The sequence below is a fragment of the Bacillus cereus group sp. BfR-BA-01356 genome (genome assembly GCF_022663635.1).
Lineage (GTDB): Bacteria > Bacillota > Bacilli > Bacillales > Bacillaceae_G > Bacillus_A > Bacillus_A cereus.
Genome location: NZ_JAKUFX010000085.1, coordinates 1 through 25,344, shown reverse-complemented (window position 1 = coordinate 25,344; position 25,344 = coordinate 1). Strand labels below are relative to the sequence as shown.

The following is a 25,344-nucleotide window of genomic DNA, read 5'->3' as shown; positions in this document are numbered from 1 at the left end:
GCTTATTTATTTATGCCTTTTTTAAGTCACTAGATACGCATATCAAGGTTACTGCTCCCTATAGTAAATATGAAGTTTGGAATGTTAATTCAAGTCTTTTCACAGAAAAAAGAAAAAAGAATCCAAATGGATTCTTTTTTCTTTTTTATTAGGGGTAAGGTATTCTATGAGATTCATAGAAGCCTTATTACATTTTATTATATAGAATATATTGGAATAAATGTTTATATTTTTCATAAAAATTGTGAATATTTTATGAACTTTATACTTATTGCATGTTTATACCGCTATTAGTAACGTGTATGACTCTCGAGTGAAAATTCAGTGAATGTAAGGAGGAATTCAAGTTATCTAGACAATAAGTGAGGAATCAACGAAATATATACTAATTAAAGGTATATTCAGTATATATATTCTTTTCTTGTTTTAATTGAAAAATAAAATTTGTTCGAATAATTATTCTACAGCTATATACCTACACTAGCTTTCTTCGTATAATGGAGAAGTATGAATTTTAGATTTGTATTAATTTTACATATTGAGGTGAAAAAGGAATGAATTCGCGGCTAATGGAACTTATTGATGTGAGTACAATAGAAACCATGGCAGAACAATTTTATAAATTAACTAACATATCACATCAACTTCTTGATGCTGAAAAAGAGTGTGTTTTTTCATTCGGAATGAATGAGATAAAAAAGAGTAAACTTCCAAAGATTGAAATCCCCATTTTCTTATACAATCAACATTTAGGATCTTTTGTTGTATGGTCCAAAAAAAGTGAAATTTTCAGTTGTCAAAAATACTTTGAAATGCTCTCAAGTTTAATTTTAGATAGCGCAATAAAAGTATTTCAAAGTAAAAATACAACGTTGCTTTCTCAGAAAGAGGAGGAACTACATACGATTTTACAAAACATGCCTGTTATGGTAGATGCGCTTGATTATAATGGAGATTTTGTTTTGTGGAATCGAGAATGCGAAATTGTAACAGGTTATACCGCTGAAGAAATAATTGGAAATCCCAATGCACTGCAATTATTGTATCCTGATCATAATTATCGCCATCAAATACAAAAGAAATTTTTAACTTGTGGAAAAAATTTCAGAGATTGGGAAATGCACTTAACATGTAAAAATGGTGAAATCAAAACAATAATGTGGTCGAATATATCAGAACAGTTTCCTGTAACAGGATATAGTTATTGGGCTGTTGGTGTAGATATTACACATTTAAAAGCGATAGAAGAGCAGTTAAAACAACAAACATCTGAACTGGAATTAATTTTTAAAGCTTTACCAGATTTATGTTTTTTAACAGAAGATGATGGCACAATTATAGATTACAAGGCAGGATCTCCTACAAAGTTTTACGTACCCGCAGAAGCTTTTATGGGAAAAAAGTTTTACGAAGTATTACCATCTTCAGTAGCACAGCAGTTTCAGGAAGCCATTAATCAAGTGAAGGAAAAAGGAACGAATGTAATTGTAGAATATCCACTCACACTTAATGGAAGTATTGATTTCTTTGAGGCTAGGTGCTTACCATTATTACATGATAAAATTATGATTATTGTACGCGACATTACAGAGCGAAAAAAGACAGAAGAATTGCTAAATAAATCAGATACGCTTGCAGCAATTGGTCAATTAGCAGCTGGCGTGGCTCATGAAGTAAGAAATCCTTTAACTGTAATTAAAGGTTTTATACAGTTATTTCAAATTAATAAAGAAGATCAAGAAAAATATTTTGATCTTATGCTCTCTGAAATTGAAAGGATAGAAGCGATCCTGCAAGAATTTCTGGCAATTGCTAAAACAGATGAGATAAATACAGAAAAGAAAAATATTTATCAAATTTTTAAAAATGTCGTATCGTTAATGAATACAAAAGCAATTATGACAAATATTCAAGTTGAACTATTTACGGATGACAAAGATATAATTATTGAATGCTCAGAAAATCAATTGAAACAAGTATTTATTAATATTTTGCAAAATTCAATCGAAGCTATGCCAAATGGTGGGGAAATTTCAATTCACATAAAAGAAATAAATGATGATGGTGTCATCATTCATGTAATAGATGAAGGAATAGGAATACCTGAAGAAAGAATTAAGAGATTAGGTGAACCTTTTTATAGTACGAAAGAAAAAGGGACTGGTATTGGATTAATGTTAAGTTATAAAATTATTGAAAGTCATCAAGGGACAATTAGTATCATGAGCGAGGTTGGTGTCGGGACAACAGTAACTATTTACTTACCGAAAGTACTGAGTAAACAATCTCTTTCTAATTGTGACGACAAATGTATAGCAATACGCACTAGTAGTAATTCTTAAATCAATTAATACCCAATAACAAAGCGATTAGTGAAAACTAAGCTTTTTGTTATTGGGTATTTTTTATATTTAATTTAGTAAACTTTACCTTTTCTTTACCTTTGTTTTAATTTCTATTAAGTTTTAAACATTATATTAATATTTGTACAAAGTAATGTATAGAAATTGTACATTACTTTTAATATAGAAATGTGATTATTATTTGAAATATTGTAAGGAGGAGATTATGACAAGGTGAAAAAGCAAGAGAAGAAAAGTGGTAGAGTAGTACCTCTCCGGTTAAATATTTTATTCCTTTGTGTATTTTTATTATTTTCTGGCATTATTATTCAGTTAGGGAAAGTGCAAATTTTTGATGGAGAAACATATAAAAATGAAGTAGAGAAGAGAGAAAATGCAACCGTGGGCCTTTCTGTACCACGTGGGAAAATATTTGATCGTGAAGGAAATCCAGTAGTTGATAATAAGTCTTTACGTACGATTACATATACAAAGGTGAAAGGTGTAAAACAAGAAGAAATATTAAAATCAGCAAGACAACTTGCAGATATTATTGAAATGCCACAAGAAGATATAGATAAGTTAACTGAGACTGATAAGAAAGACTTTTGGATGCAATTAAATCCAGAACTTGCTCAAGACTTAGTATCAAAAAAAGAAATAGATAAGTTCCGAGATAAGGATATTACCGGAAAAGAGCTAGACAAAAAAATAGAAGATTTAAAAAGGAAGCGCGTTACAGAAAAAAATCTTCAAGAACTAACGGCTAAAGATATAGAAGTGTTAGCTATTAAAAGTAAAATGACCTCAGGTTTTCAAATGGCACCTCAAATTATTAAAAAGGACGTTAGTGAACAGGAATATGCGGTGATTAGTGAAAATTTAGCGAACCTTCCAGGGGTAGACGCATCAGTTGATTGGGAGAGAATCTATGTAAATGATGGATTATTCCGTTCTGTCCTTGGTAACGTTTCAAATGCTGATGAAGGATTGCCACGTGAACGATTAGATTATTATTTAGTGCGTGATTATAGCCGAAATGATAGAGTTGGCAAAAGTTATATCGAACAGCAATACGAAGATGTACTTCATGGTACAAAAAAAGAAGTAAGAAGCATTGCTGATAAACAAGGAAATACTATTAGAACGGAAACGGTTTCGGAAGGGAAAAGCGGTAAAAATTTAACTTTAACAATAGATATGGAATTGCAAAAAAAAGTAGAGGAGAGCATAGAAAAAATATTAAAACAATATAAAGGATCAGAATCAATGTTAGACCGTGCTTTCGTAGTAATGATGAATCCGAAAAATGGCCAAGTATTATCGATGGCTGGGAAAAGGCTTGTAGAAAAAGACGGAAAAATGGAAGTTGAAGATTATGCTTTAGGCACGCTGACAAGTTCATATGAGCTTGGATCAACGGTTAAAGGTGCGACAGTGTTAACAGGGTTTGAAACAAATGCAATAACTCCTGGAACACATTTTTATGATGCACCTATGAAATTTAAAGGAACTAAGGAAAAGAAGTCTTGGAAAAATTTTGGTGATATAGACGATCTAAGAGCGTTACAAGTTTCTTCAAACGTTTATATGTTTAATATAGCATTAAAAATTGCTGGCGTGGGTTATGTGAAAAATAGTTCACTAGATATTAAACAAGAATATTTTGATAAAATGAGGTATTATTTCAGGCAATTTGGACTAGGTGTACAAACTGGTATTGATTTACCAAATGAAACTGCAGGACAAATTGGAAGAAAAGATAATCAGCCTGGTTTCTTATTAGATTATTCTATTGGACAATATGATACGTATACACCACTTCAGCTTGCACAATATATTTCGACTATCGCAAATGGGGGGTATCGAATGAAGCCACAAATTGTTCAAGAGATTAGAGAACAAACCGTTCAAAAAGATGAGGTTGGTAAAGTAGTACAATCAATAGAACCCGTTGTTTTAAATAGAATCGATATGAAACAAGAATATATTAATCAAGTAAAAGAAGGATTTAGAAAAGTATTTCAAGAAGGAGATGGAACGGGAGTAAGAGCGTTCCAAAAAGCACCATATAAACCAGCTGGTAAAACAGGGACCGCACAAACTGTATATGGTGGAGAAAATGAAATTGGGCGAAATGCGAAAGGCGATCGTAGAGAATGTTATAACTTAACATTAGCTGGATATGCGCCATATGATGATCCAGAAGTAGCATTTTCTGTTGTAGTACCGTGGGTTGAAAATGATAAATCGGGCATTAACTCCGATATTGGAAAAGAAGTTTTAGATGCTTATTTTGATTTGAAAAATAAGCGATTAACTGGTGAAGCGCCAAAAACAGATGTCTCTAAAGAGAATTAAAATGTACGAAACGTCTCTAGCATTCCTGTAAACTAGAGGCGTTTTTATCTGGGAATAGATTAGAAATGAGGTAGATATGAAGCTGTTTATTCTAAAATATTGGAGGAACATATGTAGCTACATATTCATTATAATAGGGGTTATTTTTATTAATAAGTCCTTTTTATTTTGTATGGTAGAAGGAATTTCGATGCAACCTACTTTGAATGAAAAAGATTATATACTTGTTAATAAGGTAAACGTCTGTTTATCGTCTTTTCATCATGGAGATGTTGTCATTATAAAAAAAGAAGACGAGCCTACTTACTATGTGAAACGAATTATTGGATTATCGGGGGATAACATACAACTAAAAGAGGATGAGGTATTTATTAACGGTAAAAAGCGTGATGAGTCGTATATACATTTAGATATGTCACAAGTATCCAATCGTTTTTCAAATTTTAGAGAAATAAAAGTTCCTACGCATAAATTATTTGTGTTAGGTGATAATCGTAATCATAGTAAAGATAGTAGGAATACACTTGGACTTATTGATGAATCAAATATAATAGGTAAAGTAGAAATGGTATTTTATCCATTTGATCATATAAAATGGATAAAATAATTCTATTAACGATTCACATTTTATAAAATAAATCATATATTGATAGCATAGGACAAGCAAAAACGCTTGTTCTAACCTCACAGAACACTCCTTATCACGGTTAGGCATCTACATAGGTAGATGCTTTTTTTATGTTGATGACTGAAAATTATTTATCAATATAATGTAGCAAGCATATTAGGACTATTAGGGGAAGATTACTTGTACAAATAACAGTATGCTTAATTAAAACAATGAAATGTAAGGGGTGAGGAATAAGTGCTAAATATTTTAGTGGTTAATTTTCCAGCAGAGGGACATGTAAACCCTACATTAAATTTAGTAAAAGCCTTTACTGAACGAGGGGATAACGTACATTATATTACAACGACAAACTTTAAGGATAGAATTGAAGATTTAGGAGCTACTGTACATACTCATCCGGATCTATTAAAAGAGATTTCTATTGATGCTGAAACCTCATCTGGGTTAAATGCTTTCTTTCATGTGCATGTTCAAACTTCTATATATATATTAGAAATTACGAAACAATTATGTAAAAGTATAAAATTTGATTTCGTAATGTATGATATATTTGGCGCAGGAGAGTTAGTAAAGGAGTATTTACAAGTTCCAGGTGTAGTGTCCTCACCTATATTTTTAATTCCGCCAGAATTTTTGAAGACATTACCTTTTCATCCAAATGCAGATATGCCATTCCAACCAGAGGAAATCTCTGAAAAATTACTAAATCAGATGGAACATAAATTTGGAGTAAAACCAAAGAATAATCTTCAATTTATGAATAATAAAGGTGATGTTTGTCTCGTATACACAAGTCGTTATTTCCAACCTAATAGCGAATCGTTCGGAGAAAATAACATTTTTATTGGACCGAGTATTTCAAAGCGTAAAACAAATATAAAATTCCCACTGGAATCACTTAAAGAAAAGAAAGTGATTTACATTTCAATGGGAACACTGCTTGAAGGACTCGAACCATTCTTTAATACTTGTATTGATACGTTTTCAGATTTTGATGGGATAGTTGTAATGGCAATTGGTGATAGAAATGATATTTCAAAAATAAAGCAAACGCCAGATAATTTTATAATTGCTCCATACGTACCTCAATCAGAAATATTAAATGAAGCAGATGTTTTTATTACACATGGCGGTATGAATAGCGTACACGATGCCATTCATTATAATGTCCCATTTGTAATAATACCGCATGATAAAGATCAGCTTATGATAGCGCAAAGATTAACTGAACTGGAAGCAGCACATAGACTATTGAAAGAACATGTTAATGTGTACACTTTAAAAGAGGCCGTAACAGATGTACTTTCAAATGAAAAGTATAAACATGGTATAAGAAAACTTAATGATAGCTTTTTAGAATGTGGTGGTTCAAAAGAAGCCATTGCAGTTATTGAATCTCTTTTAAATAAAGTAAAACTTTAATTGGTGGGGCTTTACTGCCTGCAAATAGCGGGATAAATAGTCGTAACTGTATACAAGCATAGAGGTTCTCACCTTTATGCTTGTGTATTCTTATCCAGCAAATTGTACAGCAGTATTTGCATGTAAAAAAGCAGTATCAAAAACCGGAACAGTAAGATCATTTTGGGAGATGAGTAAAGGTATTTCAGTGCAGCCTAATAATATACCTTCAGCGCCGTTTTGAATTAATGATTTTGTAATTTGTAATAACCTTTTTTTAGATGTTTCTGAAATGATCCCTCTACTTAATTCATCTAATATGACATGGTGGATAAAAGTTCTTTCCTCGTCATTTGGGATAATTGTCTCAATGTTATATTTCGCTAATCGTGATTTATAGAAATCTTGCTCCATCGTTTGTTTTGTTCCTAATAGTCCGATACGTTTTATATTCTGTTCTACCATTTCTTTAGCACTTACATCACCAATGTGAAGAAGCGGGATAGATATTGCTTGTTCTACCTCCTCGGCAAATAGATGTACAGTATTTGAACACATTAATAAACCTTCAGCCCCAGATTTTTCAACTTTCTTTGCAACTGTAACTAGTTCATTTTTCACTTCTTCATATTGATAGTTTTGTAATAAAGTAGTTACTTCACCAAAGTCCATACTATATAAAATTAGCTTCGCATTTTGATCGTATTGAGAGAGTGTAAGTGTATTAATATGTTTATAGTATAATGATGTAGATTCCCAACTTAATCCTCCAATCAAACCAATAACTTTCATAATGCATTCCTCCCGAAACGATTTTGAATTCATTATTTCACAATTCCGATAAGAATACAATGATTTAAATGCGCTATTTAATAAAAAATAAAAATAGTAAGAAAAGTGTTGAATTTTACATTCTTTAGTGCCATAATACGAATTACAAATTAATACTTATCCAGAGAGGTGGAGGGAACGGCCCTAAGAAACCTCAGCAACCCCTATGCAATTTTATAGGAAGGTGCTAATTCCGCAGAGGACACGATGTGTTTTTTGAAAGATAAGAGGATTCTTGAAAGTGAAAGAAAATGACCTCTTATGTAAGAGGTCATTTTTTTGTTGTATAGAAAGGGAGTGTCGATGCATAATTCATTTTTAAATTAAATATAGAGTAATAAAAGTTGACTAATATGAGAGGGGAATTGTCATGAATAAATTATCAACAAAGTTAGTAGTAGCAATCGGTATTGGAGCAGCATTATACGGGATATTAGGACTTTGGGGATTTTCTATTGCACCGAATACATTTATTAAACCAGCATTAGCTATATTAACTGTTTTTGGAGCATTATTTGGTCCAGTGGCAGGACTGTTAATCGGACTTATCGGTCATACCGTAACAGATACGATTGCTGGATGGGGTATTTGGTGGGGATGGGTTATTAGTTCAGGTATTATTGGTTTTTCAATGGGGCTTATTCAAAAAAGAGTTGGTTTTAGTGTGAAAAACGGGTCGTTTAACAAGGGAGATATTTCTTATTTAGCAATTACTGGGCTAGTTGGTATTGTCATTGCTATTATATTTGCTGGGGCATTCGATATTATTGTGATGGGAGAACCATTTGACAAAATTGTTATACAAGTATTAGGAGCAACAATTTCCGATGTCATCGTTTTCTTAGTACTTGGATTGCCACTTACAATTGGTTTGGCGAAATCCAATAAGAAACATACACATTTAAAAATTGAAAAGTAGGGATGTTAACATGCAACCAATTATTTCGTTTGAACAATTCACCTTTCAATATGGGCATGCTGCGCAGCCTACTTTAAGTGATATTACCTTTCATATATACCCTGGGGAAAAAGTATTAATTGCTGGACGAAGTGGTTCAGGAAAGTCGACATTAGCTCATTGTATAAATGGGCTAATCCCATTTTCTTACGAAGGGAATAGCACAGGTAACGTTTTAATTGCCGGTAAAGACCCAAGGGAAGGAAGTATTTTTGAACAAAGTAAACAGGTAGGAACAATTTTACAAGATCAAGATGCTCAATTTATTGGTCTGACAGTAGAAGAAGATGTAGCTTTTTATTTAGAAAATGAATGTGTAAAGCAAGATAACATGAAAAAGATTGTTTCGGACTCATTAAGAAAGGTGAAGATGCATACGTTTCATAAACAAAGTCCACATGAATTATCAGGAGGTCAAAAGCAAACAGTTTCTCTTGCTGGTTTATTAACAACGAATGCGGATATATTATTGTTCGATGAACCATTAGCGAACTTAGATCCACTAAGCGCCATACATACGATAGAACTTATGAAAGATATACATGAGCAGTATAATAAAACGATTGTTATTATCGAACATAGGATAGAAGAAATTTTAAAACTGGATTTAGACAAAGTTATATTAATTGATGAAGGTAAAGTCATTGCGATGGGAACACCAAAAGAAATCTTAGCGTCAAATATATTACCACGTATTGGCTTAAGAGAGCCTATTTACATCGAAGCATTAAAGAGATTACATTTTGATCGTAATAATGACGTAATATATCCAATGGAAAACCTTCAAAAAGAAAAGGTAAGCAACGTTATAAAAGAGTGGATGGAGAAACAAGTCATATTAGAAAGGAATGCTAAAAACAAGGAATTACTTAAAGTGGAGAATTTATCATTTTCATACCCTAATAAACAAAAAGTATTAGAAAATGTAAACCTTTTAATATATGAAGGAGAAATTGTGGCACTGTTAGGACATAATGGAGCAGGGAAATCAACATTAGCTCATAGTCTTATAGGTATAAACAAAATGAAAAATGGGAAAATTTCGTTAAAAGGTGAAGATATTAGTTCTTGGTCTATTCGTAAACGTGGGGAAATCATATCTTACGTGATGCAAAATCCAAATCATATGATTACACAGTCTACTGTTTTTGAAGAAGTTTCATTTACATTAACATTACATAATTTTTCTAAGGAAGAAATTAAGAATAAAGTAGAAGGGATTTTAAAAATTTGTGGTTTATATCCATTTCGTAATTGGCCAATTCAAGCACTAAGCTATGGGCAAAAAAAGAGACTAACAATCGCATCTGTATTAACAACAAATCCTAAGCTTATCATATTAGATGAACCGACAGCGGGACAAGATTATTATCATTATAAACAATTTATGTCGTTTATTAAAAACCTAGCTAAAAAGGGAATTTCATTTGTTTTTATCACTCACGATATGAATCTCGCGCTAGAATATACAGACCGTGCAGTAGTTCTACATGAAGGGAAAATTATTGCGGATAATACAGTGTTTGATGTATTAGGCGATCAAGAAACGTTGCAAAGAGCCAACTTAAGAGAGAGTTCTTTAACCAAGCTTGTTAAATTTAGTGGGATTGCATGTCCAGAAAAATTTATGGAGCTTTATTTAGACAGTAATAGGAGGGAGGAAGGTGCATAGTACATATTTTCATCGTATGGATGGGGTAGTGAAATTGTTTTTATTTATTTTTTGTATGACGCTTACTTTTTTGTTTTTTGATTTTCGGGTGTTGCTAATATTATTTATTATTGGGTGTATCGGACTCAGCATTGCTAAAATTCCATTTCGTAAAATTTTAATTGTTTTTAGTGTCATATTTACATTTAGTTTATTAAACTCTGTCATGATTTTATTTATTACACCAACTCATGGATCTGAATTAACTGAATCATATACCGCGTTATTACATGTTGGATATGCAACGATTACATATGAAACATTATTTTATGCAGCTACACTTTCATTAAAGTATTTTACGTTATTACCATTTACACTTCTTTTTATTTACACGACAGATCCAAGCGAATTTGTAAGTAGCTTAAGTAAACTTGGTATTCATTATAAGATTACATATGCAATAAATATTGCACTACGTTATATTCCTGACATCCAGTCTGAGTATAAAATTATTAAACACGCGCAAGAAGCAAGAGGAGTGGTTTTTGAAAAAGGAGAAGCAAGTTTATGGGTTCGTATGAAGAACCGTGTTTTAATTTTCTGGCCACTAATCATTCATTCTCTAGAAAGAATAGATACGGTTTCAAATGCAATGGATTTAAGAGGATTTGGAAAGAAGGATAAACGTACATGGTTTTATACAAGTAAGGCGAAACGTGAAGATTTCCTTGCTTTATTTGCCGGTATTTTCATATTTATTGTTGCGGTATATTTAAAATTAAACGTATTTCAAAACTTTTGGTATCCATTTTAAAGCACTCTTTAAACGAGTGCTTTTACTTATTTTTATGTAGACATGCTCAAAAAAGGGATATATACATAATGTATAATACGAACCAGTTAAAATGATCAACTACCTATTAGTTTTCAAACCAAAAGGAGGAGAAAATATGAGTTACGGTGGTTCTTGTGGTTTTGGTGGAGGTTTCGCTTTACTAGTTGTGTTATTCATTCTATTAATAATTGTAGGATGCAGCTGCTGGGGCGGAGGATACTAATTTTTAATTAGTCTTCACAAATGTAAACTAAAAAAACATTGAAGATACTTATGTATCGAAACAAATAAAAAAGGAGCAACTATGCTCCTTTTTTATTTGTCTAAATGCGTATTCTTATTATATTTCGGGAACGTAATCGTTAAAGTCGTTCCTTTACTAACGATACTTCGGATTTTTAAACTTCCATGCATCGTCTCAATAATCTTAACAGCAACCATTGTACCTAAACCAGTTCCTTTTGTTTTTGTACTAAAATACGGTTCACCGAATCGATGTATTTGCTCCTGTGACATTCCAACTCCGCTATCTTCAATTCGTATTTCAACTTTACTATTATTGATAGATGAGGAAATATTTAAGGTACCACCATTAGGCATTGCTTCAATACTGTTTTTTATTAAGTTTAAAAAACATTGTTGAAAGTGCTGTTTATTACCAACAATGGTTGCCTCAGAAAAATCCTGTGTAATATGTATCGTATTCATATTACACAATGGCAATATCATATTAATAACTCGATTTAACTCTTGTTTTACTGAAATTTGATCTAATTTTTCTGGAGCAGGTTTGGCAAACGTTAAGTAATCATCGATAATTTCTTGGGCACGATTTAACTCTTCAAGTATATGTTTAATATATTCGTCTCTTGATTCAGGAGTTAAATTTTGTGTTTTTAAAAGCTGTGTAAATCCTTTTACAACCGTTAAGGGATTCCTTACTTCGTGCGATATACTTGCAGCGAGTTGGCTAACAATCTCCATTTTTTCCATTTTAATTAATTTAGAGCGCATTAATACAGCATCTTTTATAACTTCATTTATATAAACAATAAATAACATTAAAGTAGTCGGTAATACCATGAAATAAATAATATACAAATTATTTACTTCAAAATCTGATAAAGTTAATACAATTAAAGTTGTAAATATTGCTAGGAAAAAGGTTAAAAACATGGAAAAAGCTACTTTAAGTTTTCTATTATATGTATTAAATTTTGAAGATGCGAGTGCTGTAACGATGAACATTATTCCGTAAACAACGACTGTTAGCATGTTAAAGCCATAAAATAAAAATCTTGTAATTAATAAAATTGTAAACAATATGATACCGACAGGGAATCCACCATAAAGCGTACCTATTATGACCGGAATTTGTCTTAAATCATGAATACAACTTTCATCCATATAGATAGGGTATCGCATACATAAAATAAGCGGGATACTAGAACAAAGGGTAATCAGTAATGTTTTGTATTTTTTCAAATAATGCCTGCTATCATATATGAAATAAAAAACAAATATACTACATAGAATGTATAGAAGATTATTTAACACGTTTTGATTAATATAAACAAAGTCCATAATATTTGCCTCGTTATTCTGAATTTCCTTTTCATATGTATTATACATGATAATAGTATAAACTCTATATTTCTTTTAATAATTTAGGGTTATATCCTTTCCGCATTAGCCGCTTTTAACCACGCTTCATAGAATTCTATAACTGATGCATACCGTTCTGCTCGATTGGCATTTACAGCGCGATACGCTACCTCATATAATTTCTTACTTGCTTCCCATTTTATAAAAGAACGATCTTTTTCACCGCCTAAAAGTGAGAAAGCCATTGCTCCCATATTAAATACATTTGTTCTTTCATCAATTGTTGCGTTTAGTTCAAATTCCTCTGGTGACATAAAACGGGAGGAACCCCATAGCCGGCCCATTCTATTTATGTAAGGTTTCTTACTGTATAAATCTATATCACAAATTTTTGTTTCGTTTGTATTAAAATTATATAAAATACTACCGTCATAAAAATCTATTGCTACATAGTTTTTCTTTTCTACATAACTATGGAAAGAAAAAATGGAATGTAAGGAATGAATTCGTTCTATAGCAGATAAATGCCTAAATTTATAAAATGGTGAGTTTGGATTTTTATATTTTTCAGGAGGTGGGAAACTCCAATGCGAATGAAGACATTCACCATCAAACCAATCGAAAATTAATACATATCCAGATTGGACTGGAAAATGATTAATTAGTCTTATGAGCGATTCATGCTTTAAATCTTCATAGATAGTAACTGAATTTTTTAGCCTTTTAATAGCATCACCCGTTGTTCCTTCATATGTAATTGTTTGTGCTCCTGCGTATTTGATAAATTTCTTATGCCCATCTTTTTCTACACCAAAACTTATATTCCCTGAATCTTGCTGGTCAAAAACTGCAAATACGGTCCCTAATTTAATAAGCCAATCAAAATTATGATATTCTTTTAATTGGAATGTTACGTTATTTAACTGAATTTCGACTGAATTATCTTTCATAGATTACCTCACATTTAATATAATTAAGTTGTACATTCCACTATTCGACATATTTTATGGGAATCCTATGCTAACAACATAAAATTTTATAAATATAATGATAAATACTTATAGAGAGGTGAGTACAATGGACCAACAAATTGTTATTAAACCGTATCAAAAAGACTGGGTTGAAGAGTATATAAAAGAAGAAGAGAAATTCTGTTCCTTGTTAGGACAAGAAATAATCGCTGTTGAACATATAGGGAGCACAGCAGTAGAAGGATTAGGAGCTAAACCTCTTATTGATATGATGATTGGCGTAACAGACTTACAAATTACTGAAAACTGGATTGAAGTTCTATCGGAAATTGGATATGAGTATGTTACAAAAGATGCAACCAATTGGCGTTTTTTTTAGAAAGGGAAAATGGAGAGCGGGTACTCATCATTTGCATATTTATATTTATAACAGTGATGAGTGGAGAAACAATATTTTATTTCGTGACTTTCTAATAAGCCATGAATGGGCACGTAAAGAATATAGAGAATTAAAGGAGAGGCTTGCTATTACATATGCTTTTGATCGTGTTTCATATACAAAGGAAAAAGCGCCGTTTATTCGAAAAATATTAGAATTGGCTAGAATTCAATAAATTTATAGATTCTTATCTAACTAGTTTTGAAACCTCTTCCTATACTTTTTATAGGGAGAGGATTTTTTTCATAACAAAATATATAATTTCTAATTATTGGAGGCAAACTATTTTATTTATTTTGATATTTCTAGTACATTGGAAATATTAAGGGGGAATTAAGCAATGAAAGCTATTGTACATCAATATGAAAAAGGATTAGAGGGGTTAGAATATAAATTTTCACCTGAGATAAGTCCTAATGCAGGTGAAGTGAAAATAAAGTTAAAAGCTGCAGGGTTGAATCATAGGGATTTATTTATTATAAACAATAGAAAAGAAATGGATCTACCATTAGTAATAGGTTCAGATGGCTCAGGAATTGTTACAGAAATAGGAGAAGGAGTTTCAAATATTACACTACATACAGAAGTTATTATTAATCCTAGTATTGGATGGGAACATGCTACTGAAGTACCGGAGTTACCGGAAGTACTAGGTGGGCCGAAAGATGGAACGTTTGCTGAATATGTAATTGTACCAGCTGAAAATGTAGTAGAAAAGCCGTCATATCTTACTTGGGAAGAATCAGGTGTTTTATCTTTATCTGCATTAACTGCATATAGAGCGCTTTTTACAAAAGGGAGATTGAAGTGCGGTGAACACGTTTTAATTCCGGGAATAGGCGGTGGTGTTGCTACATTTGCCATGTTATTCGCGAAAGCAATTGGCGCTAAAGTGAGTGTTACTTCAAGGGTAGAGAATAAAAGGAAACTTGCTGCAAAATATGGTGCAGATATTTCTTTTCATAGTTCTGGAAATTGGGAAGAGAGCTTACAAGGTGAAAAAGTAGATTTAATAATAGATAGTATAGGTCCAGCAACTTTTTTGAAATATTTTGATGTATTAAAACCAAACGGAACAATCGTGAATTTTGGTGCAAGCTCAGGAGATAAAATTGAATTACCATTACGCGCGCTATTTTACAATCAAATTGATATTATGGGAACATCCATGGGTAGCCGTGAGGAATTTAATGAGATGATAAAGTTTATAGAAAAACATCAAATTAAACCAATTATTGATAAAGTTTACTCGTTAGAAGAGGCAATTCGAGCACTTAGCCGTATGGAACATGGAGAACAATTTGGAAATATTGTACTTCAAATGAATTAAAAAATATGATTTTGCAATTAGTATATTTAAATGAACATGTTATGTATTTCAAATATGAAAAAAATACGAACCGCCTTATTATAAAGGCTTACCGGCTTTATACATAAATAGCGTATAAAATTTGTTTAATAATTGTCACATGAGTAATAGTAAAATGAGAATTAGATGAAAAAAGTTTAAGCCTATTTTCATAATGGTATTGTATACTGTGTAAATCAAGAACACTTGTATGTAAGGAGAGAGTTTAATGAATTACACAGTATTTCAGTGGTTTAATAATTTTGCTGATTCATCCAAACTATTAGATACGTTAATGATTGCTATTACAAATAGCGCTGCATACGTAGCCGTTCTATTTATGTTTATCTTATGGTTTAATAATGGAAAGAAAGAAAAGGCAATTAGAAAACAATATACAGTTTTATATACGACGCTTTCGGTTATTATTGCATTATTAGTAAATGTTCTTATACACGCGGTATATTACCATCCGCGTCCGTTCGTATCACATGATGTACATCAATTAGTACCACATGCAGCAGATTCATCATTCGTTAGTGATCATTCTGTACTTGTATTTTCAATCGCCTTCGTATTTATTCTTAGAGGAGAAAAACTGAAATATATCGCGCTATTATGGGCAGTACTAGTCGGTATATCACGTATGTACGTAGGTGTTCATTATCCTTTAGATATACTTGGTGCAGCATTCTTAACACTTATTACGAGTGCTTTAGTAATGCAAAGTACACGTATGTTTGAACCAATAGCGAAACTTGTATTCAAAATGTATGCATTAGTAGCGAGACGAATTCCTTTCTTAGCGAAATATAACCATATCGCATAATTTTCCTATAAAAAGTTCCCCTTTGGACATCCAGAGGGGAATTTTTTTATAGGAAATACGAAAAGAGTTTAGAGTGCTCTGTAATCAAGTTGTACTAATTAATATTCTGAAATTTCACGCACCGTATTTTAAATATATAAAATAATAACACAAAATAACAACAGTTAGTTTTGCATTGTTTTAAAGGAATTAAAAAGAAAACTTCGAAACATATAGTATCGTAAACAAAAACTACAAATTTTAAAACGGATCTTCGTACGAATCCATTCCAAAAGAGAGGAGATAAGTATGCAAAAACTCCAAACGAATAAAGGCGCTCGATATATGATGATTGCTTTTATTGTTTTGTTTCTTATTATGATTTTGCGTATATTCTATATTCAGGCAGTAGGAGTCGTGCATAATGTGAATGTAAAGGATCTCGCGAATGAACAACATAATAAAAAAGGTGTTTTAGAAGCGAATCGTGGCACTATCTATGATCAAACCGGAAAGGTGTTAGTACAAGATTCTACAACGTATCGAGTTGTTGTGAATTTAAAAGGAAAAGATAAAGTGAAAAATAAAGATGAAACCGCACAACAATTAGCCGATGCGCTTGAAATTGATAAAGAAGAAGTATTAAAAAACTTTCATGAAGGGCGTACGCAAGTTGAAATTGGGAAAATTGGTCGGAACTTATCTAGGGAAAAGAAGGAAAAAATTAATGATTTAAAAATATCAGGTGTATCTTTTATGTCGGAAAAAGCAAGAGTGTATCCGAATGAAGACTTTGCATCCTATATACTTGGTTTTGCTAGACCAGATGATAAAGGGAATACGGAAGGGAAGTTTGGGCTTGAAAAGAGTTTGGATAAATATTTGCACTCTACAAACGGAAATATAGAATATGTGGGTACACGAAGGGGAATTCCGCTTACAAATGATATAGGTAAAGTAGAACCAGCTAAAAATGGGAATAACGTATATTTAACGCTTGATAAACAAATTAATAGTTTTTTAGAAGAAGCGATGAACAAAGCGCAAGAACATTATGATCCTTCTATGTTAATTGGCATTATTGCTGATCCAAAAACAGGAAAGGTTTTAGCGATGTCTAGTAAACCTAGTTACAATCCTAATGTAGGTGATATCGAATACTTTTTAAATGACCCGATTGCAAATGCATATGAACCAGGTTCAACAATGAAAGTTTTTACATTAGCAGCTGCCATTAATGAAGGTGTATATAACGGAAAAGAATATTTTCAATCTGGAAAATATTCCGTTGGTTCATCTGATATAAAAGACCATAATGGTGGATTTGGATGGGGATCAATTACATTTGATGAAGGATTTGAAAGGTCATCAAACGTAGCTTTTTCTATTTTAGAAGATCAGTTACTGAAACCAAATAAATTTAAGCAATATATGAATAAATTTGGATTCAATCAAAAAACAGGGATAGATTTACCTGGAGAAAGGAAAAATACTTTATTATTAAATACACAAATTCAACAGGTTACAACTTCTTTCGGTCAAGGTTCTACAGTAACTCCGATTCAATTAATCCAAGCGGCTACTGCTATAGCAAATGACGGGAAAATGATGCAACCATATATCGTTGATAAAGTTGTAAATCCAACAAACAAAGAAGTTATTATGGAAAATCAACCGAAAGAAATTGGGAATCCGATAAAAAAAGAAACAGCGGACAAGGTTAGAAGCTTAATGGAGCGTGTTATAACATCTTCAAAAGGAACTGGTACAATGTATAAAGTGGATGGTTATCCAATTGGAGGTAAGACAGGAACAGCACAAATCCCGAATCCTGAAAATGGCCGATATATGGAAGGGAAAGAGAATTACATTTTCTCCTTTTTAGGAATGGCTCCAATTGACGATCCGGAGTTAATCGTATACTTAGCTATTAAGCAGCCAAAGTTAAAAGGAGATGAGTATGGAGCTCAGCCTCTTGCTGAAATATTTAAACCTGTTATAAAAAACAGCCTTGAATATTTAAAGGTGAAACCGTATACAGAAAAACAAATAGCTGATGCAGCGAAACAATCTCAATTAAAAGTACAAAATTATGTAAATCAATCGATGGATACAATAGAGAAAAGTGTAGAAAAAGAGAAGCTACAGCCGGTAATTTTAGGAGAAGGAAAAATAATAAAACAATATCCACAGTCTGGCGAGGTAATGAGTGAAGGTGATCGTATATTTTTATTAGGGAATAACGCACAAATGCCAAATGTAAAAGGGTGGTCCATGCGTGATGTTATGCATTTCTCTAAACTTTTGAAATTAGATTTGAAAACTTCTGGTACGGGTTATGTAACGAGTCAAAGTATTGAAAAAGGACAAGATTTACAAGAAGGAGATACACTAGAACTAGAATTAGAACCGCCGTTACAACCGTTAACAGAGGCGAATACGAATTAATCCAGGCATTTGGAAAGAGCTATATGCAAATAGCTCTTTCTTTAGAGTTGCGAGTAATTTCACGCACCGTAATTTTTAGAAAAAATAATAAATAAAAGAACTAACAGTGACACGTTAGTAAATATCTGATTATTGTTTATTTACAGTTAAATTTATATGTGATAATATGGAAAAAATAAATGCAGTGAAGAGAAGAGTAAATAAAATGAATTTTTCACAGAGAGCTCCATGTAGCTGAAAAGGAGTAAAAATTCTTTATTGAACCAAGCCTCTGAGCAGCACATCGGAACCTATTATTAGGGGATGGTGTGACGGGAGCTCCCGTTATAGAGCTATGGTATAAGCATGAATTAGAATGCAGTACCTGATAAGGTTAGTATGGTGACATATTAACAAACTAGGGTGGCACCGCGATGATAAATCTCGTCCCTAAGATTAAAAGTCTTGGGGGTGGGATTTTTTTATTGTTGTAAAACAATTTTGAAAGCGGGGGCCAAAAATGAAAAATTTACTTAAAGATTGGAAATATCCTTTATTACTATTGTCCGGAGTTGGTATTGCGAATTTAGGGGCATGGATTTACTTAATAGCATTGAATGTACTTGTCTATAATATGGGTGGCTCAGCCTTAGCTGTTGCTACTTTATATGTAATAAAACCATTAGCCACTTTATTTACAAACGCTTGGTCTGGGAGTATGATTGATCGTTTAAATAAACGGAAATTAATGATTCACCTCGATATATATCGTGCGTTATTTATCGCTATTTTACCTTTACTTCCGTCACTTTGGATTGTTTATGTATTCGTATTCTTTATAAGTATGGCCAGTGCAATTTATGAGCCAACTGCTATGACGTATATGACGAAATTAATTCCAGTAGAGCAAAGACAACGTTTCAACTCATTACGTACTTTAATAGGATCTGGTGCATCATTAATTGGACCAGCAGTAGCGGGGGGATTATTAATTGCAGGTACACCAGAGTTTGCTATATATATGAATGCTATAGCATTTCTCTTATCAGGATTCATTGCATTACTTTTACCGAATCTTGATAAGAAAGAAGATTCGGATACAACTAGTAATACATTATCACTTACAGTATTAAAAAAAGATTGGAACACTGTTATAAATTTTAGTAGAAAACATGTGTATGTCGTATGTGTGTATTTCTTATTTCAAAGTATGTTCGTATTAGCAACTGCTACTGATTCACTTGAACTATCGTTTGCGAAAGAGGTATTACTACTAACAGATAGTGAATACGGTTTTCTAGTTAGTATAGCTGGTGCAGGATTTATTTTAGGTGCCATAACAAATACAATTTTATCAAAGAAATTAGCACCTTCATTTCTAATTGGAATAGGATCACTATTCATCGCAATTGGTTATTTAATTTATGCTTTTTCAAATGTATTTTTAATAGCTGCTATTGGATTCTTTATTTTATCTTTCTCTATGGCATATGCAAATACAGGATTTTATACATTTTACCAAAATAACGTTCCCGTTCATATAATGGGACGGATCGGGAGTATATATGGACTTGTTATTGCGTTAGTAACAATCTTTATTACAATATTATCTGGTGTTGCGACTCAGTTCATTTCTATACAACTTGTAGTTATTGTAGGTTCATTGATCATGTTATTTATTACTATCGTCTTGTGTGTGTTTACTTTATTCCCATCACAATCTAAGTTGTATTCTACTGAATCAATAAAGTGAAACTTTAATCAGGGGGGCATCCTCCGCTGATTATTAGCCCTCACCAATCGGGCTTTTACGGGCAGCAGGGCCCCCACCTCATTTCTTTGCTTCTACTGAATTTTGAGATGGGGGTCTTACTGCTCATAAATAGCGGGATAACTTCGAAATGAACTTTGTGTTCTCATTAACAATTTATCGTATTTAATAAGAGGGTTCTTTCCTCTTTATATGGAAAAATTAATAAGAGGAAAGAACAATACCGAAAGATAAGGGTGGTTGTCGTGATAAAAACAAAAGATGAAATTGATAAAATTGTAAAAGAAATACAAAAGAAAATAGATTTCTCTGGAGTAGTTTTAGTAAAAAAAGAAAAAGATTTAGTCTATGAAACAGCATTGGGTTACGCAAACCAAAGTGAATGTATAAACAATACGATACAAACAAGATTTGGCATTGCCTCAGGATGTAAAATCTTCACTGCAATTGGCATCTGTCAACTTGTTGAAAAAGGTGTTATTTCTTTTCATACAAAATTAAAAGATTGTCTAGAGATAAAATTTCCAAACTTCGATGAAGATATTACAATACATCAACTACTAACGCATAGTGCTGGTATACCAGATTATTTTGATGAAAGTATTATGGATAACTTCGAAGACCTTTGGAAACAAACACCTATGTATCTATTAAAGAGCGTAAAAGACTTTTTACCATTATTTCAAAACAATAATATGATGTTTGCACCTGGAAATAAGTTTCACTACAACAACGCAGGTTTTATTATACTTGGATTAATAATAGAAGAACAGACGGGACTTAAATTCACGGAGTATATAGAAACAAACATTTTTAATCCTGTTGGTATGAATGATTCTGGCTATTTTTCGTTAGATAGATTACCAAGACATACAGCTCTAGGATATATAAAGGACGAAACCAACCAAAATTGGAGAACAAACATCTACTCTATACCAATAAAAGGAGGAGCTGATGGAGGTGCATATGTTACTGCACCAGACATGTTGAAATTTTGGGCGGCACTATTTAATAATGAAATTTTAGGAAAGGAATATACAAAGTTACTTTTAACTCCCCACATTCATGTAAATGATAAACAGTCTTACGGATATGGAATATGGATTGAAACACGAGAAAACAAGGTATTCAAATATCATGTAATGGGATATGATCCAGGCGTCAGTTTTCGCTCGGCCATATATCCAGAATTAGGAATCACTTTAGTTATTCCATCGAATAAAGGGGCAGGACCCGAAAAATTAATGACAGAAATAGAAAGAGCTTTTTAATTATATGGATATAAAAGAAGAGATACGAAAATAATTTAAACGGGTTCATGCTTGTTTCTGTTTTGAAAAATATTTTAGTTAACGAGGAACCCTATATTCATTTAATAAGGGTTTTTTGTAATTCTGCACAATTACATATAAATATACGGATTTTTAAATAAAAAAACATTACTATATAGTTGTAAATTTTAATTATTACTTCATATGAAAGGATGTGTTAACAATTTGTATATGATCAACGGTAGTTTGTTTATTATTTTAGGGGTTATTTGTTATTTAATTGTACGTGGAATATTAATTGGTACCAAAAATAAAAAATATGTGATTTGGTGGAAAGAACTAGTAAGTTTTTTATTCGTGGTCTACATTTGTATGGTTGTTGCAGTAACTTTATTCCCTTTACCAATCGGTTTTCCTTCTAATATTGAAAATCTGAATCGCTCGGTCAATATAATACCATTTGCATCAATTATTAAAGACATCAATCAAATTGGTAGTGCTTATGATGGAGATGCCCTATTTATGATTGGTCTAATTGTAAGAAATGTAGGCGGGAATATTTTATTATTAATGCCTTTAGGATTTTTAGCACCTATCCTATGGGATAAATATAAGAAATTCAAAAATACAATTTTATTAGGATTTTCTATATCAGCTAGTATTGAATTGCTACAATTAATTGAGTCGTTATTTAGTGGAGTGGGACGTATTACTGATATTGATGATGTGATCTGTAATGTTCTAGGTTCTATTTTTGGATATTGTATTTATAATATCTTTTTAAAAGCCATTAATAAATTTAACATTCGAGTGTTGGGTAAAACTAATTCTAAAGGTATGGAATTAGTTGATAAATAGGAGTTTAAACGAGTTATTAAAGGCGTACGAGTAAAAAGTACGTCTTTTTATTTTTATAAATAATGCTTAAGGCTGATGAGAAGGGGAGAATATAAGCTTTAAAGATAAACAAGTTTATAGGAGGATTCTAAATGGATATTTTACTTGTTGTTCTTATTATTGTTTTGATGCAAAGTAAAGAACGAAAAGTGAAAATAAACCGTATTTGGCTCATTTCGGCTTTGTTGTGGTTTGTAACACTCCAGTCCATTATTCATATGGGACAAATAACATCCCTTGTTTAACATTGCTAAGAACGGTAATACTAATTAACATTGAACTTTTACAACAAGGGATGATAATATGATATACATTTACACAGATTTTGGTGGAACACATACTACCTCACTAGCTGCAGCGTATCATTTAAATAAACTACCAACGGATCGTAAGTTAACGAAAGAAGAAATTTTGAATGTAGATTACTTTAATAAATTGAAAACAGAAGATATGGGAAAAATTATTTTTCATGGAATCGATGAACATGGTCATCCTGTATATACGATTGGATGTGGCGCATCAAAAGTTGTTGTACCAGCGATGAAGCATTTAGGAGAAATCTTGCAAAAACATTATCAAAGCCATGAAAAGATTATATTTTCTAATACATCACCAACAGTGCCTTTACCGATGACTTTCGGTGGGCTGTTTTCTAGAAGGTTCCATATTGATTTTATTGGCGTACCGTTACTCGTATGGGGAGCAAAAATTTGCTGTGATAATATACAAAGGCTTGTTAGTTATACAAAAGAAGCTGGACGATTAACGAATGATTATGTAGTAATTTTAGATAATGAAACTTTTAAATAGTATATGATAAGAAGAAAATCGAGCAAATTCCTTGATTTTCTTTTTTATTTGTGAAATAGACAAGAAATAGTCACATTTAATATGCATCTACTATAGCCAAAACAATAAAGTCCTGTTACTATTACAGGGATATTCTCTTTTCATAACATAAATATATAGAAAAATTAGAAAAGAGGAATTGAATTAAGGGAGGAACAACATGAATCGTGTTGCTTGGATTACTGATAGTACAACTGCGAGTTTTAAAACAGAAGGAGATAACTTTGTTATCCCAATTGAAGTTATTATTGATGGTGTGTCGTACAAAGATTGTGAAGAAGGTGTGCGTGAGCGCGTTTATAATGCTTTGAACGAAGGTAAAACTGTCACTACATCACAGCCTAACATAGGGGAAATGGTAGAGTTATTTTCGAAATGCAAAGAAGAATATGAAGAAGGATTTGCAGTTGCTATTAGCGGAAAAGTAAGTGGAACCTATCAAAATATGAAGTTAGCTGCAGAAATGGCAGGTTTTCCATTAACGGTATTAGACAGTGAAACAACAAGTTATCCAATGGATGAACTAATTAGAAAAGCGAAATCGTTATACAATGATGGTATGACTTTACAAGATATACACAAAACATTAGTAGAGGAAAAAAGAAGACCTTTCCACGTATTCCCGAAAAGTTTAAAAGGCCTTTATGCAAGTGGGCGTGTAAAGGGAGTTCAATTTTTACTTGGAAGTTTATTAAGTGTCAACTTAATATTAGAAGTAAAAGGTGGAGAGCTTTTACTTGAAAAGAAAGTTCGTAAAATCCAAAAATGTCGAGAATATATTAAAAATGAACTTGAAAAAGAATTACCAAAAGTACTTCACATGTTCCATGCTAACGATAAAGCTGGAGCTGAAGAATGGATTGCAGATATTAGACAAGCATTCCCTGAAATGGATTTCAAATTATATCCATTACCAATTTCATTTGCGGTTCATGCAGGTGAAGGTACAATTGCAATTAGTTATTAATAAGAAAACCCGTGAATGATTCGCGGGTTTTCTTATTTGAAAATGGGGCATACCACTCTTCCATCATAGAAATCAACTGCCACGTATGGTGCCCATAATCCCTCATTATCAACAGTCAACGATGTATAAAATCTTCGTTATGGAGGAAATAAAAATCTTAGGTTAATGGCCATGGGATACCATCAGCATTTTGGTGAAAAAATATGCTAGGGAAAAAATACAATAAGCTCCCCCCTATGAAAAGCTCATTTACATAAATATCGAAAGTGATAATTAAATTAGAGTTGTTTCGAAATCAAGGCTATGTGGGGGTTCGTCCCTACATGGCGAACCAGCACCCACACAAAAAACAAGTGAAATCATAACTAGTTAAACTATAAAATCTCCAAAATGAAATGTTAAAGATGGGTCTGCAGCAATAAGACCAGCATTCGTGGGTGAGGTAAGCCCTACTCCACCAATCACTTCAATTTCAAGTTTCCCACGTAATGGACGATTATCCCCTATTAAATAATCGCCAGTAGAATTAACATGAAAGACTGCATTTTGAGCATTTGTAATATCAACTTCTAGCCGGAGTATATTCTTTGGAAGAATCGTAGTAGGACCAATACCATTAGGAAATGGTTCTTCTTTAAGAGTATTTAAATAAGGAAGTGTTATACCAGGTATGCTAAATTGTGGTATTGCACTAAATTCAATTGTAATATCAGCCTCTAACGGTCTGTTTGTAGGGTTTTTGATAAGAATTATAAGTCGATTATTTGATCCTCCACTGGGAGCATCAAAAGGAACTAAAAATGGACCAGTTGTAATTGTATGTTTTCTACAATAATGGCTTGAACTACTTGATTTGTGATACGACATAAAATCACCTCCTCGTATGATTAAGTTAGGTTTTTTAGGGACGGGATGTACCTATAAACCCAAGAGTATCTATTTTTATGAGATACTTAAATTTGTAGATAGAGTGTTGCCGAC

General features: G+C 32.2%; 21 protein-coding genes, 1 pseudogene, 1 riboswitch and 1 other annotated feature. Of the genes and pseudogenes, 18 read left to right on the top strand and 4 right to left on the bottom strand.

What is annotated here, in order from left to right:
• Nucleotides 1-554 precede the first annotated feature (554 nt).
• From MR168_RS22920 to MR168_RS22905, 4 genes are all read left to right on the top strand, one after another.
• Nucleotides 555-2,342 (top strand): PAS domain-containing sensor histidine kinase, encoded by a 1,788-nt coding sequence (locus MR168_RS22920; RefSeq protein ID WP_086411812.1) that lies wholly within the window; start codon nt 555-557, stop codon nt 2,340-2,342.
• A gap of 234 nt (nt 2,343-2,576) precedes the next feature.
• Nucleotides 2,577-4,703: a peptidoglycan D,D-transpeptidase FtsI family protein gene (locus MR168_RS22915; RefSeq protein ID WP_086385683.1), complete on the top strand. Its 2,127-nt coding sequence runs from the start codon at nt 2,577-2,579 to the stop codon at nt 4,701-4,703.
• A 76-nt stretch (nt 4,704-4,779) separates the two neighbouring features.
• Nucleotides 4,780-5,310 (top strand): signal peptidase I, encoded by a 531-nt coding sequence (lepB, locus tag MR168_RS22910; protein WP_041183985.1) that lies wholly within the window; start codon nt 4,780-4,782, stop codon nt 5,308-5,310.
• Between the two features lie 258 nt (nt 5,311-5,568).
• Nucleotides 5,569-6,756 (top strand): macrolide family glycosyltransferase, encoded by a 1,188-nt coding sequence (locus tag MR168_RS22905; protein ID WP_086411814.1) that lies wholly within the window; start codon nt 5,569-5,571, stop codon nt 6,754-6,756.
• Between the two features lie 90 nt (nt 6,757-6,846).
• On the opposite strand, the gene MR168_RS22900 is transcribed toward MR168_RS22905, so the two are convergent.
• Nucleotides 6,847-7,527 (bottom strand): aspartate/glutamate racemase family protein, encoded by a 681-nt coding sequence (locus MR168_RS22900; protein WP_086411815.1) that lies wholly within the window; start codon nt 7,525-7,527, stop codon nt 6,847-6,849.
• Nucleotides 7,528-7,680: 153 nt separating this feature from the next.
• Nucleotides 7,681-7,796, top strand: a riboswitch (SAM riboswitch).
• Between the two features lie 140 nt (nt 7,797-7,936).
• Between MR168_RS22900 and MR168_RS22895 the strand changes: the two genes are divergently transcribed.
• From MR168_RS22895 to MR168_RS22880, 4 genes are all read left to right on the top strand, one after another.
• Nucleotides 7,937-8,485, top strand: a complete 549-nt coding sequence (locus MR168_RS22895; RefSeq protein WP_001038210.1) for an ECF-type riboflavin transporter substrate-binding protein — start codon at nt 7,937-7,939, stop codon at nt 8,483-8,485.
• Nucleotides 8,486-8,495: 10 nt separating this feature from the next.
• Nucleotides 8,496-10,196, top strand: a complete 1,701-nt coding sequence (locus MR168_RS22890) for an ABC transporter ATP-binding protein (protein WP_001182513.1) — start codon at nt 8,496-8,498, stop codon at nt 10,194-10,196.
• Nucleotides 10,189-10,989, top strand: a complete 801-nt coding sequence (locus MR168_RS22885; RefSeq protein WP_086411816.1) for an energy-coupling factor transporter transmembrane component T family protein — start codon at nt 10,189-10,191, stop codon at nt 10,987-10,989. The genes MR168_RS22890 and MR168_RS22885 overlap by 8 nt, the downstream gene beginning before the upstream one ends.
• A gap of 136 nt (nt 10,990-11,125) precedes the next feature.
• Nucleotides 11,126-11,233, top strand: a complete 108-nt coding sequence (locus tag MR168_RS22880) for a YjcZ family sporulation protein (RefSeq protein ID WP_000120182.1) — start codon at nt 11,126-11,128, stop codon at nt 11,231-11,233.
• Nucleotides 11,234-11,325: 92 nt separating this feature from the next.
• Here MR168_RS22880 and MR168_RS22875 read toward each other — a convergent pair whose 3' ends face one another.
• Nucleotides 11,326-12,594 (bottom strand): LytS/YhcK type 5TM receptor domain-containing protein, encoded by a 1,269-nt coding sequence (locus MR168_RS22875; RefSeq protein ID WP_033687655.1) that lies wholly within the window; start codon nt 12,592-12,594, stop codon nt 11,326-11,328.
• Nucleotides 12,595-12,683: 89 nt separating this feature from the next.
• The gene (locus MR168_RS22870) at nt 12,684-13,565 is read right to left on the bottom strand and encodes a protein kinase domain-containing protein (protein WP_086411817.1); all 882 of its coding nucleotides are present in this window, start codon (nt 13,563-13,565) and stop codon (nt 12,684-12,686) included.
• Between the two features lie 127 nt (nt 13,566-13,692).
• Here MR168_RS22870 and MR168_RS22865 point away from each other — a divergent pair.
• From MR168_RS22865 to MR168_RS22820, 10 genes and pseudogenes are all read left to right on the top strand, one after another.
• Nucleotides 13,693-14,200, top strand: a pseudogene (locus MR168_RS22865) (GrpB family protein).
• A gap of 165 nt (nt 14,201-14,365) precedes the next feature.
• A complete protein-coding gene (locus tag MR168_RS22860) occupies nt 14,366-15,355 on the top strand; it encodes a zinc-binding dehydrogenase (RefSeq protein ID WP_016122591.1) in 990 nt (329 codons plus the stop codon).
• 247 nt (nt 15,356-15,602) lie between these two features.
• A complete protein-coding gene (locus MR168_RS22855) occupies nt 15,603-16,202 on the top strand; it encodes an undecaprenyl-diphosphatase (protein ID WP_001110124.1) in 600 nt (199 codons plus the stop codon).
• 288 nt (nt 16,203-16,490) lie between these two features.
• On the top strand, nt 16,491-18,629 hold the full coding sequence (locus MR168_RS22850) for a penicillin-binding protein (RefSeq protein WP_086411819.1): 2,139 nt from the start codon (nt 16,491-16,493) through the stop codon (nt 18,627-18,629).
• 175 nt (nt 18,630-18,804) lie between these two features.
• Nucleotides 18,805-19,063: a binding site (T-box leader), on the top strand.
• A 65-nt stretch (nt 19,064-19,128) separates the two neighbouring features.
• Nucleotides 19,129-20,361, top strand: a complete 1,233-nt coding sequence (locus MR168_RS22845; RefSeq protein ID WP_086411820.1) for an MFS transporter — start codon at nt 19,129-19,131, stop codon at nt 20,359-20,361.
• A gap of 263 nt (nt 20,362-20,624) precedes the next feature.
• Entirely contained in the window at nt 20,625-21,650 is a 1,026-nt protein-coding gene (locus MR168_RS22840; RefSeq protein WP_103597670.1) for a serine hydrolase domain-containing protein, read from the top strand.
• Nucleotides 21,651-21,875: 225 nt separating this feature from the next.
• Nucleotides 21,876-22,508 (top strand): VanZ family protein, encoded by a 633-nt coding sequence (locus MR168_RS22835; protein ID WP_000281844.1) that lies wholly within the window; start codon nt 21,876-21,878, stop codon nt 22,506-22,508.
• A 131-nt stretch (nt 22,509-22,639) separates the two neighbouring features.
• Nucleotides 22,640-22,792: a hypothetical protein gene (locus MR168_RS22830; RefSeq protein ID WP_153579048.1), complete on the top strand. Its 153-nt coding sequence runs from the start codon at nt 22,640-22,642 to the stop codon at nt 22,790-22,792.
• Between the two features lie 58 nt (nt 22,793-22,850).
• Entirely contained in the window at nt 22,851-23,357 is a 507-nt protein-coding gene (locus MR168_RS22825) for a DUF3189 family protein (protein WP_000639421.1), read from the top strand.
• A 199-nt stretch (nt 23,358-23,556) separates the two neighbouring features.
• Nucleotides 23,557-24,363 carry a DegV family protein gene (locus MR168_RS22820; RefSeq protein ID WP_001082413.1) on the top strand — a complete coding sequence of 269 codons (807 nt, stop codon included), beginning with the start codon at nt 23,557-23,559 and terminating at the stop codon, nt 24,361-24,363.
• A 369-nt stretch (nt 24,364-24,732) separates the two neighbouring features.
• Here the strand turns inward: MR168_RS22820 and MR168_RS22815 are convergent, their stop codons facing one another.
• Nucleotides 24,733-25,230 carry a hypothetical protein gene (locus MR168_RS22815; RefSeq protein WP_086411821.1) on the bottom strand — a complete coding sequence of 166 codons (498 nt, stop codon included), beginning with the start codon at nt 25,228-25,230 and terminating at the stop codon, nt 24,733-24,735.
• Nucleotides 25,231-25,344: the final 114 nt, after the last annotated feature.